Annotated in this window: 17 protein-coding genes; 5 read left to right on the forward strand and 12 right to left on the reverse strand. The window is 60.3% G+C overall.

Annotated features, from left to right (window positions below):
- Window positions 1-10 precede the first annotated feature (10 nt).
- The 4 genes from ABLU95_RS00620 to nasR form a co-directional block, all read right to left on the reverse strand.
- Entirely contained in the window at window positions 11-799 is a 789-nt protein-coding gene (locus ABLU95_RS00620; RefSeq protein WP_032453294.1) for an ABC transporter ATP-binding protein, read from the reverse strand.
- Between the two features lie 9 nt (window positions 800-808).
- Complete coding sequence (ntrB, locus tag ABLU95_RS00625; RefSeq protein WP_101977413.1) at window positions 809-1,693, reverse strand: nitrate ABC transporter permease; 885 nt, start codon at window positions 1,691-1,693, stop codon at window positions 809-811.
- A 1-nt stretch (window position 1,694) separates the two neighbouring features.
- Complete coding sequence (locus ABLU95_RS00630) at window positions 1,695-2,951, reverse strand: CmpA/NrtA family ABC transporter substrate-binding protein (protein ID WP_032453296.1); 1,257 nt, start codon at window positions 2,949-2,951, stop codon at window positions 1,695-1,697.
- Between the two features lie 244 nt (window positions 2,952-3,195).
- Window positions 3,196-4,377, reverse strand: a complete 1,182-nt coding sequence (nasR, locus tag ABLU95_RS00635; RefSeq protein WP_044523872.1) for a nitrate regulatory protein NasR — start codon at window positions 4,375-4,377, stop codon at window positions 3,196-3,198.
- Between the two features lie 68 nt (window positions 4,378-4,445).
- Between nasR and ABLU95_RS00640 the strand changes: the two genes are divergently transcribed.
- Together ABLU95_RS00640 and ABLU95_RS00645 are read left to right on the forward strand one after the other, a co-directional pair.
- Window positions 4,446-4,799 carry a DsrE/DsrF/TusD sulfur relay family protein gene (locus tag ABLU95_RS00640; RefSeq protein WP_002910380.1) on the forward strand — a complete coding sequence of 118 codons (354 nt, stop codon included), beginning with the start codon at window positions 4,446-4,448 and terminating at the stop codon, window positions 4,797-4,799.
- 238 nt (window positions 4,800-5,037) lie between these two features.
- On the forward strand, window positions 5,038-5,280 hold the full coding sequence (locus tag ABLU95_RS00645) for a DUF1883 domain-containing protein (protein WP_002910387.1): 243 nt from the start codon (window positions 5,038-5,040) through the stop codon (window positions 5,278-5,280).
- An 11-nt stretch (window positions 5,281-5,291) separates the two neighbouring features.
- Here ABLU95_RS00645 and ABLU95_RS00650 read toward each other — a convergent pair whose 3' ends face one another.
- Together ABLU95_RS00650 and chaB are read right to left on the reverse strand one after the other, a co-directional pair.
- Window positions 5,292-6,017 carry a gamma-glutamylcyclotransferase gene (locus tag ABLU95_RS00650; RefSeq protein WP_348878598.1) on the reverse strand — a complete coding sequence of 242 codons (726 nt, stop codon included), beginning with the start codon at window positions 6,015-6,017 and terminating at the stop codon, window positions 5,292-5,294.
- 136 nt (window positions 6,018-6,153) lie between these two features.
- On the reverse strand, window positions 6,154-6,384 hold the full coding sequence (gene chaB / locus ABLU95_RS00655; RefSeq protein ID WP_023290145.1) for a putative cation transport regulator ChaB: 231 nt from the start codon (window positions 6,382-6,384) through the stop codon (window positions 6,154-6,156).
- Between the two features lie 263 nt (window positions 6,385-6,647).
- Here chaB and chaA point away from each other — a divergent pair, with 263 nt between their 5' ends.
- A complete protein-coding gene (chaA, locus tag ABLU95_RS00660; RefSeq protein WP_004203207.1) occupies window positions 6,648-7,748 on the forward strand; it encodes a sodium-potassium/proton antiporter ChaA in 1,101 nt (366 codons plus the stop codon).
- Between the two features lie 87 nt (window positions 7,749-7,835).
- Here the strand turns inward: chaA and kdsA are convergent, their stop codons facing one another.
- Genes kdsA through hemA form a run of 6 tightly spaced genes read right to left on the reverse strand, consistent with a single transcriptional unit; the run spans window position 7,836 to window position 13,167 of the window.
- Entirely contained in the window at window positions 7,836-8,690 is an 855-nt protein-coding gene (gene kdsA, locus ABLU95_RS00665; protein WP_002910393.1) for a 3-deoxy-8-phosphooctulonate synthase, read from the reverse strand.
- A gap of 39 nt (window positions 8,691-8,729) precedes the next feature.
- Complete coding sequence (gene sirB1 / locus ABLU95_RS00670) at window positions 8,730-9,542, reverse strand: invasion regulator SirB1 (protein ID WP_017899847.1); 813 nt, start codon at window positions 9,540-9,542, stop codon at window positions 8,730-8,732.
- Between the two features lie 3 nt (window positions 9,543-9,545).
- Window positions 9,546-9,938, reverse strand: a complete 393-nt coding sequence (sirB2, locus tag ABLU95_RS00675) for an invasion regulator SirB2 (RefSeq protein WP_008804389.1) — start codon at window positions 9,936-9,938, stop codon at window positions 9,546-9,548.
- The gene (gene prmC / locus ABLU95_RS00680; protein WP_032453303.1) at window positions 9,938-10,786 is read right to left on the reverse strand and encodes a peptide chain release factor N(5)-glutamine methyltransferase; all 849 of its coding nucleotides are present in this window, start codon (window positions 10,784-10,786) and stop codon (window positions 9,938-9,940) included. Before prmC ends, sirB2 begins: the two co-directional genes overlap by 1 nt.
- On the reverse strand, window positions 10,786-11,868 hold the full coding sequence (gene prfA, locus ABLU95_RS00685; RefSeq protein WP_004203214.1) for a peptide chain release factor 1: 1,083 nt from the start codon (window positions 11,866-11,868) through the stop codon (window positions 10,786-10,788). The genes prmC and prfA overlap by 1 nt, the downstream gene beginning before the upstream one ends.
- A gap of 42 nt (window positions 11,869-11,910) precedes the next feature.
- Entirely contained in the window at window positions 11,911-13,167 is a 1,257-nt protein-coding gene (gene hemA, locus ABLU95_RS00690) for a glutamyl-tRNA reductase (protein ID WP_023290148.1), read from the reverse strand.
- A gap of 271 nt (window positions 13,168-13,438) precedes the next feature.
- Between hemA and lolB the strand changes: the two genes are divergently transcribed.
- Together lolB and ispE are read left to right on the forward strand one after the other, a co-directional pair.
- Window positions 13,439-14,050 (forward strand): lipoprotein insertase outer membrane protein LolB, encoded by a 612-nt coding sequence (gene lolB, locus ABLU95_RS00695; RefSeq protein WP_023290149.1) that lies wholly within the window; start codon window positions 13,439-13,441, stop codon window positions 14,048-14,050.
- On the forward strand, window positions 14,050-14,898 hold the full coding sequence (gene ispE / locus ABLU95_RS00700; protein ID WP_072413462.1) for a 4-(cytidine 5'-diphospho)-2-C-methyl-D-erythritol kinase: 849 nt from the start codon (window positions 14,050-14,052) through the stop codon (window positions 14,896-14,898). The genes lolB and ispE overlap by 1 nt, the downstream gene beginning before the upstream one ends.
- Window positions 14,899-15,031: the final 133 nt, after the last annotated feature.

The following is a 15,031-nucleotide window of genomic DNA, read 5'->3' on the forward strand; positions in this document are numbered from 1 at the left end:
GACCGCCTCCTTATGCCGCTTTCGGCTGTTTTTCATACAGGAAATGGAGGATCTGCTGGCGCAGATGGTGGTACCGGCTGTCGTCCGCCAGCTGAACGCGATGGCGCGGACGCGGCAGATCGACCGCGAGGATCTCGCCGACCGTCGCCGCCGGGCCGTTGGTCATCATCAGCACCCTGTCGGAAAGCAGCACCGCTTCATCAACGTCGTGGGTGATCATGACGATGGTGGTATTGAGCTCCTGCTGGATATGCATCACCGTGTCCTGGAGGTGAGCGCGGGTCAGCGCGTCCAGGGCGCCGAAGGGCTCATCAAGCAGCAGCACTTTCGGCTTCATCGCCAGCGCCCGGGCGATACCCACCCGCTGCTTCATGCCGCCGGAGATCTCCCCGGGCCGTTTATGCAGCGCATGACCCATCTGCACGCGAGCGAGGTTGTGTTCAATCCACTCCCGACGCTCATGCTTGCTCATGGTGCGACGGAACACCTGATCCACCGCCAGCGCCACATTGTCGAAACAGCTCAGCCACGGCAGCAGCGAGTGGTTCTGGAAAACCACCGCCCGCTCCGGCCCGGGCCCGGCGATTTCCCGGTTATCGCACAGCAGTCCGCCCTCGGTAGGGGTCGTGATCCCGGCGATTAGATTCAGCAGGGTCGATTTTCCACAACCCGAGTGGCCGATCAGGCTAATGGTCTCCCCTTCGACGATATCGAAGGAGACATTCTGCAGCGCCAGAAACTCGCCGCTGGCGGTGTTGAAGCGCTGGCTGACGGCCTGCACCTGAATTAATGGTTTCATGTTGGCTCCTTATTTGTCCTGCCAGCTAAAGCGGCGGGCGAGCAGCATCAGGCCCTGCTCCAGCAGCAGGCCGACGACGCCGATAATGACGATGGCGATGATGATGTTTTCCACATTGAGGTTGTTCCACTCGTTCCAGATCCAGAAGCCGATCCCCAGCCCGCCGGTGAGCATTTCCGCCGCCACGATCACCAGCCAGGCGATGCCGATGGAGAGGCGCACGCCGGTGAGCACCGCCGGCAGCACCGCCGGAAAGAGAATTTTGCGCATCACCGTCCACTCTGAGAGCTGGAGGACGCGGGCGACGTTGAGATAGTCCTGCGGGATCCGCCGCACGCCTTCCGCGGTGTTGATCACCATCGGCCAGATGGAGCAGATAAAAATGGTCCAGCTGGAGGCTGGCTCCGCCTTCTGGAACAGCAGCAGGCCAATCGGCAGCCAGGCCAGCGGGCTGACCGGGCGCAGCAGAGCAATCAGCGGATTAAACATGCGGGCGAAGAACAGCGAGCGGCCGATCAAAAACCCCAGCGGAATGCCCGCCAGCGCCGCCAGGCCGAAGCCCACCGCCACGCGCTGCAGGGAGGCCAGCACGTTCCAGCCGATCCCCATGTCATTCGGCCCGTCCTGATAGAACGGATCGGCGAACAGCGTCAGCGCCGAGTCCAGCGTGCTCAACGGGGTGGGAAAGCCTTTGCTGTGCATCGCCGCCAGCTGCCAGGCCAGCAGCAGCACCCCCAGCCCCAGCAGCGGGGGCAGAAGGCGCTGGGTGACCTCACGCAGCCAGCGCGTGACGGTCGGCGTGGTGCGCCGGACCTGCACCGGCGGCAGGATAATGACTTCGCCAGGCGCGTTCTCCACGCTGACGACCGGTTGCTTACGTTGTGCCTGCTTCATCTCATGCCCCCTTACGTTGAATAGCGAAATGGCGGGCGTAGCCTTCCGGGTCAGACCCGTTCCAGACCGTACCGTCCATCAGTGTGCTGCTGCGCATCGTGGCCGCCGGTGTACTGATCCCGCCGACCGCCTGGGCGGCCGCCTGCCAGACGTCGATGCGGTTAAGGCGCGACGCCACCGCGAGGTAATCCGGAGCCTGCTTCAGCAGCCCCCAGCGACGAAACTGGGTGAGGAACCACATTCCGTCCGACAGCCAGGGAAAGCTCACCTCTCCCTCGGCGTAAAAACGCATCGGATGGGCATCCTGCCAGCGGCGGCCGAGGCCGTTGTCATACTCCCCAAGCATCCGGCCGGTGAGGTACTGCTCTTTGGTATTGAGCCAGCCGCGTCTGGCGAGCAGGCGGGCCGTCTCCCGGGTGTTCTCCGCCGAGGCGGCGATCCAGCGCTGCGCCTCCATCAGGGCCGCCACCAGCGCGCGGGCGGTGTTCGGGTGGCGTTCCACCCAGTCGCGACGGGCGCCCAGCACCTTTTCAGGATGCTCAGGCCAGATATCCTGGGAAGTGGCCGCGGTGAAGCCGATACGGTCGTTAATGGCGCGGGCGTTCCACGGCTCGCCGACGCAAAAGCCGCTCATATTGCCGATGCGCATGTTCATCACCATTTGCGGCGGCGGCACCACGACGGTGCGCACATCGTTAAAGGGATCGATGCCGGCGCTCGCCAGCCAGTAGTAAAGCCACATGGCATGGGTGCCGGTGGGAAAGGTATGGGCGAAGGTGTAGCTGCCCGGCGCGCTGCGGTCGATCAGCCGTTTCAGTCCGCCGAGGTCGGTCACCCCTTTCTCCTGCAGTTCGCTGGAGAGAGTGATGGCCTGACCATTGCGGTTGAGGGTCATCAGATTAGCCATCGCCTGCGGCTTGCTGGCGATCCCCAGTTCAAGACCGTACAGCAGGCCATAGAGAATATGCGCCGCGTCCAGTTCACCGGCCACCAGCTTGTCGCGCACCGCCGCCCAGCTGGCCTCCTTACTCGGCGCCAGGGTAATGCCATATTTTTTGTCAAACCCCTTCGCCGCGGCGATGGCCAGCGGCGCACAGTCGGTCAGCGGAATAAACCCTACCCGCACGGTGGTTTGCTCCGGTCTGTCCGAGCCGCCGGCCCATGCGGCCTGCATCACGCCCGGCAGCAGCATCGCGCCGCCCAGCGCGGCCCCTGCCTGCAGCAAGCGCCGCCGTGAAATTGAAAACTTATCGCTCATATCCGCTCCACACGCGCAAAAAAAAAGCGCCCGACAGTGCATATGCACTGCAGGACGCCTTTATCCACGGACACCCGAACCGCCATTGGTTCGTCGCCCGGACTTTTATTCACTCACTAATGCTAATGCAAAGGGGATGCCAGCTTTGGCTATGGCGCGCTGGCGGGCTTTTCCTTTCGCTCTGGTCGGTTTGTCAGGCAAAAGTGCACCGCCGACAGGCAGCGAATGCCCATCGATTGTGCATCTACTCCTTTGGGGTTAATGGCCAGATCGCCTTCACCATCAGCAGCGCGCGGGCTATCTCAACCATCCGCTGATTCTTGTCCATGGCCATCTTGCGCAGCGTCTGCCAGGCCTGCTCCTCCGGCATCCCCTGGTGAGTCATCAGCAGGCTTTTCGCTTTTTCGATCAGCTTGCGTTCCTCGAGCGCGTCTTTCAGCGAAGCCAGCTGGCTGGAGAGCTGTTGCAGCTCATAGGCCTGCTGGCGCACCAGCGGCAGCAGCTGTTTATCCAGCCGCGGCGTCACGCTGTCGCTCTCCTCCCCGGCCAGCCAGCCAGGCGCGTCGTCTTCTAACAGCGCGTCGGTGGCGTCCAGCAGATCGTCGATCAGTTGCTCTTCCACTTCGCGCAGTTGCTCAAGCCGCTGGGTTTGCAGGCCGAACCAGCGCAGCGCCGTTTCCCCGCCGTCCGCCGCCGGCTGGCGGGTGCAGGCGATCCGCCGCAGTTGCTCGATGTCCAGACCGGCCTGGCACTCGGTCGTAAACAGCTGGACCGTCGCCGGACTGCCCAGCGCCTGGAAGCTGTCAAAGCAGGGCTGCTGACCATCAATACGGTCCACCAGCTGCTGGCGCAGGCTGTCGCTGAACTCGCCGCGGGTAAAGCCCAATGCTCCCAGCGCGCGCTCCTGGCCCACCAGCTCTTTTCCCTGCATAAAGCTGTACAGGGCGACCATACGCCCGGCTACCGACGGGTCGTCAATGCTGTCATTGAGCTGCGGGACGATATTCAGCAGATGGCGGATAATACGGCTGAACTGCTCCGTCGCGGCTTCAGCGGCGACCTGCCGACGGCTGACCTGCTCACGCAGCGCCGGGAGCTGCGCCAGATCGCCGACCGCCCGGGCGATGCGCCAGCACAGCGCGCTACCGGCGACCGCGCGCGCCCGTTCGAGGGCGGCATAGAACAAGGCCAGCCGCTCATCAACCAGCGCCCCACCCGCCCGACACTCCGCCGCGTACAGCTGACCGCCCGAGCAAAGAAAAATATTCGACGCCCCGCGCTCGCACTGCAGCATATGCACCAGCGCGCTGAGCTGACTTGCCAGCTCGCCCAGCCGGGCAAGTTGCTGAAGCTGTTGTTTTTGCAGGCGGCGCGCCAGCTGCAGCCAGGCCGTCGCCTCGTCCGCGTGACCAGTCGTATTATTCATACCCCTCCTCCGGGTTAACGCTTTATACTGCGGTAAAGCAATAACCGTGCCTTTAAGAAGGAGTTTGTATGCAACGTATTGTGATTATCGCCAACGGCGCCGCCTACGGCAGTGAATCCCTGTTCAACAGCCTGCGCCTGGCCATTGCCCTGCGCGAACAGCAGTCCGACCTCGATCTCAAGCTGTTTTTGATGTCCGACGCCGTCACCGCCGGGCTGCGCGGGCAGAAGCCGGCGGAAGGGTATAATGTGCAGCAGATGCTGGAGATCCTCACCGCCCAGCAGGTTCCCGTGAAGCTATGCAAGACCTGCGCGGACGGCCGCGGGGTCAGCGCACTGCCGCTGGTTGATGGGGTGGAGGTTGGCACTCTCGTTGAGCTGGCCCAGTGGACCCTGGCGGCAGATAAAGTGCTGACCTTCTAAATCTGCGCCGCCGAACGGCAGGAAATATCAGGTTTCGCCGCCTGAAGAGGTAAAAAAAACGTTAGCTGAATGCTTTCAGGAACAACGTCATTTTTGTTTAATCTTTATCCCTTTTTTTGATCAAAATCAGCATCCCGACCCGCGCCGTTTGGTGTGATGCACAGAGCAAAGTGTGAACAATATCACGCGAGGACTGGGTGGGCAGGATGCTGTAGCGGGACAGAAACGGGGTACAAAAATGGCGATGGTAAAAGCAAGTTTGACGTTGTTTGGCGGTGACACGCTGGTGGTGCGGTGCTCAGAGCGCTGCCATATTCATCTGATGAGCGCGAAGGTTCCTGGCGACAGCCATGCGGATATTCTGAGCGTGCAGGATCGGGACAGCGCCTATCTGACGGTGCCCTACAGCGGCACCTGGAACGTGCTTATCGACAGTCACAGCCAGTCACTGGAGCACTCCATCAGCTACGTTCCGGCCTGACAGTCACTGCCTTAACACACGCCCGGCCATGCCGGGCGTTTTTCTTTTCCGCGCGCTCTGGCCAGGCCCGGCGGCGGGCTGTCGCCCAACAGCGCGCGGACGCTGGCCACCAGATCATCAAGACTGGCGTCGTGCATCCCGAGCTTACTCAACGCCTGTTCCAGCGAAAACAGGTACTGAGCGTTGGTGCCGAGCGGCCCGCTGGCCCGGGCGATCAGCGGAGCAATGACCTGGGCGCTGGTATCCGGCTCAAATAGCGGATGACGCGGATCCATAATAAACACCAGCGCATTTACCGTCCGCCCGTCATCCAGCTCCAGCTTGCACCAGGTGGGCAGATAGCAGCCGGTAATCATCTCCCGTTTCCACAGCAGCGTCAGCTCTTCTTCCAGCGTGTCGTCCGGCAGACGATAAGCGACGCCGGTGGTTCGACCGCCCTCTTTCAGGGCCAGCATACGTCCCGGCTGGCAGGCGCTCCCGCGCCCGGCGGTCAACCGCAGGCAAAACGCGCGGTGCCAGCCCGGCAGCGTGCCGGTGCAGGACTCGCGATAATTGAGCGCCGGGTTCCAGATAAGCGAACCGTAGCCAAAGATCCATACTGAGCCATCATCCGGGCGGCAGGCCAGCGTCGCCGCCAGCGAGGCTGCGCGTTGTTCTGCCGACCAGAGTAGCGATTCCTCAATAGCGCCAAACGCTGTCTTACAATCCGCATTCATCAAGAAATCACGAGTTAACACTGTTTACTACCTCCGCCACTGCCCGCTTCCCGGCGTTCGTCTCATGCATCCGTCAATATTGCTGAAATATTATCCAGCTTTATCTTTCAATAAGCAATCAGCGGGGCGCTGGCAAGCATAAAAGCGGCGTCAGCAATTATTTTTTCTTATGCCACTTATCGTCATCGCCTTTTTCGTAGCTGTTCTTCACCGCCGCCCAGGCGACTTTGTGCGCCGTCTCTTCACGGCTGGCGTCATCGCGCCGCTCGTCTTTATCTTTATATTGATCCCAGGCGCTGTTAAACGCTTCTTTATAAATTTCCTGCGCATGGGCAGGCAGAACATGCTGAACGCTGTCGGGGAGCTCTTGTTTACTGTTATAGGGCATAATGACCTCCTGTTTGAGCATAAAATCTAATTGTGGAACGCAGGCGGCAAGCTATCAAGCCGATGATGAGTTAAAAATGAATTTTAGTAATTATCTGAATAGTAAGTATAAAAATAACGTAATCGCAAATTATAATAAACTAATCAAGATATCTCTCGATACCCGTAAACTTAAGTAAAAATACAGCAGAAATTTAGCAATATCTGTTACTTTATCGCCCTGCGTTTTTATAATTATAACACCTGCATAAATGGAGATGGTTCATGACCCATGCACATGAGGCGGTAAAAACCCGCCATAAGGAGTCTTCCCTCGTCTTTCCGGTGCTGGCGCTGGCGGTGCTGTTTTTCTGGGGCAGCAGCCAGTCACTGCCAGTGGTTATCGCGATTAATATCCTCGCGCTGGTCGGTATTTTAAGCAGCGCCTTCAGCGTGGTCCGCCACGCCGACGTCCTCGCCCACCGCCTGGGCGAACCCTACGGCTCCCTGATTCTCAGCCTGTCGGTGGTTATCCTTGAGGTCAGTCTGATCTCCGCGTTGATGGCCACCGGCGACGCCGCGCCGACCCTGATGCGTGATACGCTCTACTCCATCATTATGATCGTCACCGGCGGTCTGGTCGGTTTTTCCCTGCTGCTGGGCGGGCGTAAATTCGCCACCCAATATATGAATCTGTTCGGCATTAAGCAGTATCTTATCGCCCTGTTTCCGCTGGCGATTATCGTGCTGGTGTTTCCCATGGCGCTGCCGGGCGCGAACTTCAGCACCGGGCAATCGCTGCTGGTGGCGGTGATTTCGGCGGCCATGTACGGCGTTTTCCTGCTTATTCAGACCAAAACCCATCAGAGTCTGTTTGTGTATGAGCATGAAGACGACGGCGATGATGACGACCCGCACCACGGTAAACCGTCCGCCCACAGCAGCGGGTGGCATACCGCCTGGCTGCTGGTGCACCTGGTGGCGGTGATCGCCGTCACTAAAATGAACGCCAACCCGTTAGAAACGCTGTTGACCAGCATGAATGCCCCGGTGGCCTTCACCGGCTTCCTCGTGGCCTTGCTGATCCTGTCGCCGGAAGGCCTTGGCGCGCTCAAAGCGGTGCTCAACAATCAGGTACAGCGGGCGATGAACCTGTTCTTCGGCTCCGTGCTGGCCACCATCTCACTGACGGTCCCGGTAGTCACCCTCATCGCCTTCCTGACCGGCAATGAGCTGCGCTTTGGCCTTGGCGCGCCGGAGATGGTGGTGATGGTCGCCTCGCTGGTGCTGTGCCATATCTCCTTTTCCACCGGACGCACCAATGTGCTGAACGGCGCGGCCCATCTGGCGCTGTTCGCCGCCTACCTGATGACCATTTTCGCCTGACCCCGCTTGCCCGTCCGGCGGAGTCCGGGCGAAAAAAAAGCCTGCCGGTTTTGACGCCGGCAGGCTTTTCCAGTGATGCGGTCAGACTTACTTGCTGGTATCCAGCTCGTCGAAGCTTTTCACCAGATCGTCAATCGCTTTCATCTGCTTGAGGAACGGCTCCAGTTTATCCAGCGGCAGCGCGGACGGGCCGTCGCATTTCGCGTGGTCCGGATCCGGATGCGCTTCGATAAACAGACCGGCGATACCCACCGCCATACCAGCGCGGGCCAGCTCGCTCACCTGCGCGCGGCGACCGCCGGAGGCAGCGCCAAACGGGTCGCGGCACTGCAGCGCGTGGGTGACGTCGAAAATAACCGGCGAGTTGTTGGAGGCTTTCTTCATCACGCCGAAGCCGAGCATATCCACCACCAGGTTGTCGTAACCGAAGTTAGCGCCGCGGTCGCAGAGGATCACTTTGTCGTTACCACCTTCGATGAATTTATCGACGATGTTACCCATCTGGCCCGGGCTGACGAACTGCGGTTTCTTGACGTTGATCACCGCTCCGGTTTTGGCCATCGCTTCCACCAGGTCAGTCTGGCGCGCGAGGAAGGCGGGAAGCTGGATCACGTCCACGACGTCAGCCACCGGCTGCGCCTGGCTGGCTTCATGAACGTCGGTGATGATTTTCACGCCAAAGGTCTGCTTCAGCTCCTGGAAAATCTTCATCCCTTCTTCCAGACCCGGCCCACGATAGGAATGAATGGAGGAACGGTTGGCTTTATCAAAGGAGGCTTTGAAGACGTAGGGGATGCCAAGCTTCTGCGTAACGGTGACGTAATGTTCGCAGATGCGCATCGCCAGATCGCGTGACTCCAGCACGTTCATCCCGCCGAACAGCACGAACGGCAGGTCGTTCGCTACGTTGATATCACCAATGCTAACCACTTTTTGTTTCATAAATTCGCCTTATCAGGGTGTAACCGGAATGGTTCCAGACTAATGCAATGTAATTTGTTTGTGCGAAATCGTGTTGATTTGTGCGCGGATCATCTCGCTGATCGGATCCTCCGGACACTGTTCGACAAAATAGCTCAGGTCCAGCAGCGCCACGTGATCGCAATCCAGTTGGGCGTATATCAGCCCGCGGTCGCGGATCTCATACGGATCTTCCGGGTTAAACTGCAGCAGCGCTTCGCTGGCGCGCAGGGCCAGCTCCATCTGCCGCTCTTCCATCAGCGCCGACTTCAGGGTGTCCAGCAGCTTGCGGATCACCTCGGCGTTATCCGCTTCGTCGAGATCTTCATTAAACAGTTCCGCCACCGGCCCGATGTTGCCCTTCAGCCATACCTCCAGGGTATGTTCGTCGAGGGTTTCGCCGTTGAACGGATTAATCAGCCACATCTCTTCGCTGGTTTCCGGGTCCGCGCGCAGCAGCATCTGGGTCGGGAAGATCACCGGCACCACCGGCAGCCCCAGGCGCTGAGCGATCCACAGCAGGATCGCGCCTAATGACACCGCGCTCCCCTGGCGGTTGACCAGCACTTTATCGAGCCATAGCGCGTCGGATAGACGATAAACGCCCTGCGAGGCGCCAAAGCCCCACTCCTCGTAAAACAGCGCCAGCAGGCGTTCTATCTGGCGTTCCTGGTCCCACGAAGGCGCAATCTCCTCCTGCGCGAGGCGCAGCAGCCGCTGCAGCTCTTCCTCGACAAAACGCGTCGGAAAATCGTCGCGGACCTGTTCAGAAATGAGGACCATGCCATCACACAATGGCGCTTTGTTAAATTCGAAATCCGCTAATGACCCCATGACCTACCCCAGTATCGGTATTCTTGTGATGGCGAGTTGAATGATGATAAACAACACCACCAGCGCCAGCAGGAACGCGATAAAGCGGCTCTGCTGGCTGCGCGGACGACGACGGCCCAGCGCGATAAAACCTAATGCGATGTAAATGATAACGCCAAACAGCTTTTCAGTCAGCCATGCGCCGTCTTCTGTGAACGGCAGGTAGTGCGTTATCGCCATTAATCCCGCACCGCTGAGAAACAGCAGCGTATCGCTGCAGTGCGGCGCAATTCGCACCCACCGCTGGTTCAGCAGCGGGCTCTGGTGATACATCCACCAGTAACGTAAAACGAACAATCCTACCGACACCACCACGCTGGCGATGTGCAGGTAGAGGACAGCCGTGAATAAGTTCATCAGCCAACGTTCTCCATGTCGGGTAAACGTCCGAGGGTCAGACGCTCATTGTCGCCATAGTCGCGGCAGGTCGCGACATCCAGATAGCCCGCCTCGCGAAACAGGGCGCGTACCGCTTCGCCCTGGGTCCAGCCATGCTCCAGCAGCATCCAGCCGCCGGGCTGCAGATACTGCCGCCCCTCGCGGATAATCTGCGCCAGATCGGCCAGCCCCTGGTCGCCTGCCACCAGCGCCGTCAACGGCTCAAAACGCACATCGCCTTCGGCAAGATGCGGGTCGGCGGCGTCGATATAGGGGGGATTGCTGACGATCATGGCGAAGCGCTGCCCGGCCAGCGCACTGAACCAGTCGCTTTGCCGTATCGTCACGTTAGCAATGCCCAGATGAGCGGCATTACGCAACGCCAGCGCCACGGCGTCCGGCATCACGTCCACCGCGATCACTTCACAGTCAGGACGTTCACTGGCCAGCGCCAGGGCAATGGCGCCGGTCCCGGTGCCGAGGTCGAGAATACGGCACGGCGCGACGGGCAGACGCGCCAGCGCCTGCTCCACCAGACATTCGGTATCCGGGCGGGGGATCAGCGTCGCCGGGGAGACAAACAGCGGCAGCGACCAGAACTCCCGCTGCCCGACCAGATGGGCGATGGGCTCCCCGCGCTGGCGTCGCTGCAGGAGCGCCTCCAGCGTCGTCGCCTCGTCGGCGGACAGCGTCGTTTCGCCGAAGGCCAGGATCCAGGTGCGCGCCCGACCGGTGACGTGTCCCAGCAGGATCTCGGCGTCGCGTCGCGGACTGTCGCTCTCCGCCAGGCGGGCGATTGCCTGCTGCAGCCAGGCCTGAAAGGTCATCATTCCTGCTCGGACAGCGCCGCCAGCTGATCGGCCTGATGTTCCTGGACTATCGGCTCAATCAGCATGTCGAGTTTGCCCTCCATCGCCTCATCGAGACGGTAAAGGGTCAGGTTGATGCGGTGGTCGGTCACGCGGCCCTGCGGGAAGTTGTAGGTACGGTTTCGATCGCTGCGGTCGCCGCTGCCCAGCAGGTTGCGGCGCGTGGAGGCTTCCGCCTGCTGACGCTTGGCCACTTCGGCGGCGCGGATCCGCGCCCCCAGCACCGACAGCGCCTTGGCTTTGTTTTTATGCTGGGAACGTTCGTCCTGACACTCCACCACGATGCCGGTGGGCAGGTGGGTAATACGGATCGCCGAGTCGGTGGTGTTAACGTGCTGACCGCCCGCGCCGGAGGAACGGAACGTATCGATGCGCAGATCCGCCGGGTTGATATCCGGCATTTCCGCCTCCGGCAGCTCCGGCATCACCGCCACCGTACAGGCGGAGGTGTGGATACGCCCCTGCGACTCGGTGGCCGGCACGCGCTGCACGCGATGGCCGCCGGATTCAAATTTGAGCCGACCATAAACGCCGTCGCCGCTGATCTTGGCGATCACCTCTTTAAAGCCGCCGTGTTCACCTTCGTTGGCGCTGAGGATCTCCACTTGCCAGCGGCGCGATTCCGCGTAACGGGTGTACATGCGGAACAGATCGCCGGCAAACAGCGCCGCTTCGTCGCCGCCGGTCCCGGCGCGCACTTCCACGAAGGCGTTACGCTCGTCATCAGGATCTTTCGGCAGGAGCAGGACCTGTAGCTGTTGCTCCAGCTGTTCGCCTTTATCTTTGGCGTCGCGCAGCTCTTCCTGCGCCATTTCGCGCATTTCCGGATCGTCGAGCATCATCTGCGCGGTTTCAATATCCTCCTGCACCTGACGCCAGTCGGTATAGCAGCGCGCCACATCGCTTAGTTGAGCATACTCCCGCGACAGCGCGCGGAATTTATCCTGATCGGCAATCGTCGCGGCATCGCCGAGCAGCGCCTGCACTTCTTCGTGGCGCTCGTACAACGCTTCCAGTTTGGCAACAATAGAAGACTTCATAGGCGTGAATTCACCCTGTCCTGAAAATAAGAGAAAGGTGCGCTATTCCAGCCCGAGGCTGTTGCGCAGAATATGCAGGCGTTCGTCGTCCCCGTCACGGGCGGCCTGCTGAAGTGATTTGGTTGGCGCGTGGATCAGGCGGTTGGTGAGCTTACGCGCCAGATCCTGCATAATTTCCTGGGCATCACCGCCCTGCTCCAGCGCGGCCAGCGCCTTCGCCGTCAGCTCCTCACGGACCTGCTCGGACTGAGAACGATATTCGCGAATGGTCTCGCTGGCGCTCTGCGCGCGCAGCCAGGCCATAAATTCGCTGGTCTCCTGCTCGACGATCGATTCCGCCTGCACCGCCGCGGCCTTACGCTGCGCCAGGTTATGCTGAATGATGTTTTGCAGATCGTCGACGCTGTAGAGGTAAGCGTTAGCCAGTTTGCCGACCTCCGGTTCGACGTCGCGCGGGACGGCGATATCCACCAGCAGCATCGGCTGGTTGCGCCGCGCCTTGAGCGCACGTTCCACCATGCCTTTGCCGATGATCGGCAGCGGGCTGGCGGTGGAGCTGATAATGATGTCGGCCTCTTTCAGCCGTTCGTCGATATCGCTGAGGGCAATCACCTCGGCGCCCACTTCTTCCGCCAGCGCCTGGGCGCGTTCACGAGTGCGGTTGGCGATCACCATTTTGCGCACGTGATGTTCGCGAAGATGGCGCGCCACCAGTTCGATGGTTTCACCGGCGCCGACCAGCAGCACCGTCACGCTCGACAGGGATTCAAAGATTTGCCGCGCCAGGGTACAGGCGGCGAACGCGACGGAAACGGCGCTGGCGCCGATATCGGTTTCGGTACGCACGCGCTTGGCCACCGAGAACGATTTCTGGAACATCCGCTCCAGTTCGCTGACGTTAAGATGGCCGCGGCTGGAATCGGCGAAGGCTTTTTTCACCTGACCGAGGATCTGCGGTTCGCCCAGCACCAGCGAATCAAGGCCGCTGGCGACGCGCATCAGATGGCTGACAGCATCGTTATCCTGGTGCCAGTAGAGGCTTTTACGCAGGTCTTCTTCATTGAGGCCGTGGTAATCGCACAGCCAGCGGATCAGCGCTTCCTGCAGGTTATCCTGCTCTTCTACGCTGAGATAGAGTTCCGTGCGGTTGCAGGTCGACAGCACCACCCCACCCTGCACCATCGGCTGAGCCAGCAAGCTCTCCAGCGCCTTATCGAGCGTTTCCGGCGAAAACGCAACGCGTTCTCGCAGGGCGACCGGAGCTGTTTTGTGATTGATGCCAAGAGCTAAAAGGGTCATTGTGAGGGAGTAGTACCAGCGTTGCTAAGGTTAGTCTGAGTGCATCATACAGGATGCGCGTAATCAATAAAAGAGAGGCTCCCCTTTTGGAGTAATAGCCAAAGCAAGACCGCCATTAAGGTTAATTTTTTGATTTCAGACAACTTGAACGTAGACGCTATCGCCCGGCGACGCTAGCATTAAGGATTATAAATGTAACCTGCTACACAAATCGGCCCGCTGTTCCCCTGCCGCCGGATTTCACTGTAGACATCAAGGATTTGTCATCATTATGAATCGACTGTTCCGCCTGCTGCCGCTGGCCAGCCTCGTCCTGACCGCTTGTTCTGTTCATACCCCCGAGGGGCCTGGCAAAAGCCCGGATTCGCCGCAGTGGCGCCAGCACCAGCAGGCTGTTCGCAGCCTCAACCAGTTCCAGACCCGCGGGGCGTTTGCCTATCTCTCCGATGAGCAAAAAGTCTATGCCCGCTTCTTCTGGCAGCAGACCGGCCAGGACCGCTATCGCCTGCTGCTGACCAACCCGCTGGGCAGCACCGAGCTGTCGCTGACCGCGCAGCCTGGCAGCGTGCAGTTGATCGACAACAAAGGCCAGACCTACACCGCCACCGATGCCGAAGAGATGATTGGCCGCCTGACCGGGATGCCGATCCCGCTGAACAGCCTGCGCCAGTGGATCATCGGCCTGCCGGGCGACGCCACCGACTATTCGCTGGACGATCGGTACCGTCTGCGTGAACTGAACTACACGCAAAACGGCAAAACCTGGCACGTCACCTACGGCGGCTACACCAGCGATACCCAGCCCGCCCTGCCGTCTAATGTCGAGCTGAACAATGGCGCCCAGCGCATCAAGCTGAAGATGGATAACTGGATCGTGAAATGATGAGCCGCTGGCCCTCACCTGCAAAACTGAATCTGTTTTTATATATCACCGGCCAGCGGGCTGATGGTTACCACACCCTGCAGACGCTGTTTCAGTTCCTCGACTACGGCGATACGCTGACCATCGAACCGCGCGCTGACGGCGAACTGCGCCTGCTGACGCCGGTGGCCGGGGTGCCGGACGAAGAGAATCTGATCGTTCGCGCCGCGCGTCTGCTGATGCGCGCCGCCGGCGAAAGCGGCCGCCTGCCGGCGGGAAGCGGCGCCGATATCAGTATCGATAAGCGCCTGCCGATGGGCGGCGGTCTGGGGGGCGGCTCGTCCAATGCCGCCACCGTGCTGGTGGCGCTCAACCATCTCTGGGGCTGCGGACTCTCGGAAGATGAGCTGGCGACCCTGGGCCTGCAACTGGGGGCCGATGTGCCGGTCTTCGTGCGCGGCCATGCCGCCTTTGCCGAGGGGGTAGGTGAAATTCTGACGCCGGTGGAGCCCGAGGAAAAATGGTACCTCGTGGCCCATCCGGGCGTCAGTATTCCGACGCCGATCATTTTTCGCGACCCGGAGCTACCACGAAATACCCCGCGCCGGTCAATTAATACGTTATTAAATTGTGAATTCAGCAACGATTGCGAGCTTATCGCAAGAAAACGTTTTCGCGAGGTTGATGCCGCGCTTTCCTGGCTGTTAGAATATGCGCCGTCACGCCTGACCGGCACAGGGGCCTGTGTGTTTGCTGAATTTAACACCGAATCCGCTGCCCGTCAGGTGCTGGACACTGCCCCGGCATGGCTAAATGGCTTTGTGGCGCGCGGAGTAAACCTCTCGCCGCTCAAGCAGGCCCTGCTCTGAATCCTGCGCCGTGAGGGCGCATCGTTCATGAGTCAGCCGGGGAAATTGAGTTACGGTGACAACGTCACCCTGTTCCAGACGTTGCATCGTGCTCTTTAAATACACCGACTGGATCGAATGGCGCCAGCCCGCA

The organism is Klebsiella sp. GG_Kp146 (assembly GCF_040061975.1).
GTDB lineage: Bacteria > Pseudomonadota > Gammaproteobacteria > Enterobacterales > Enterobacteriaceae > Klebsiella > Klebsiella quasipneumoniae.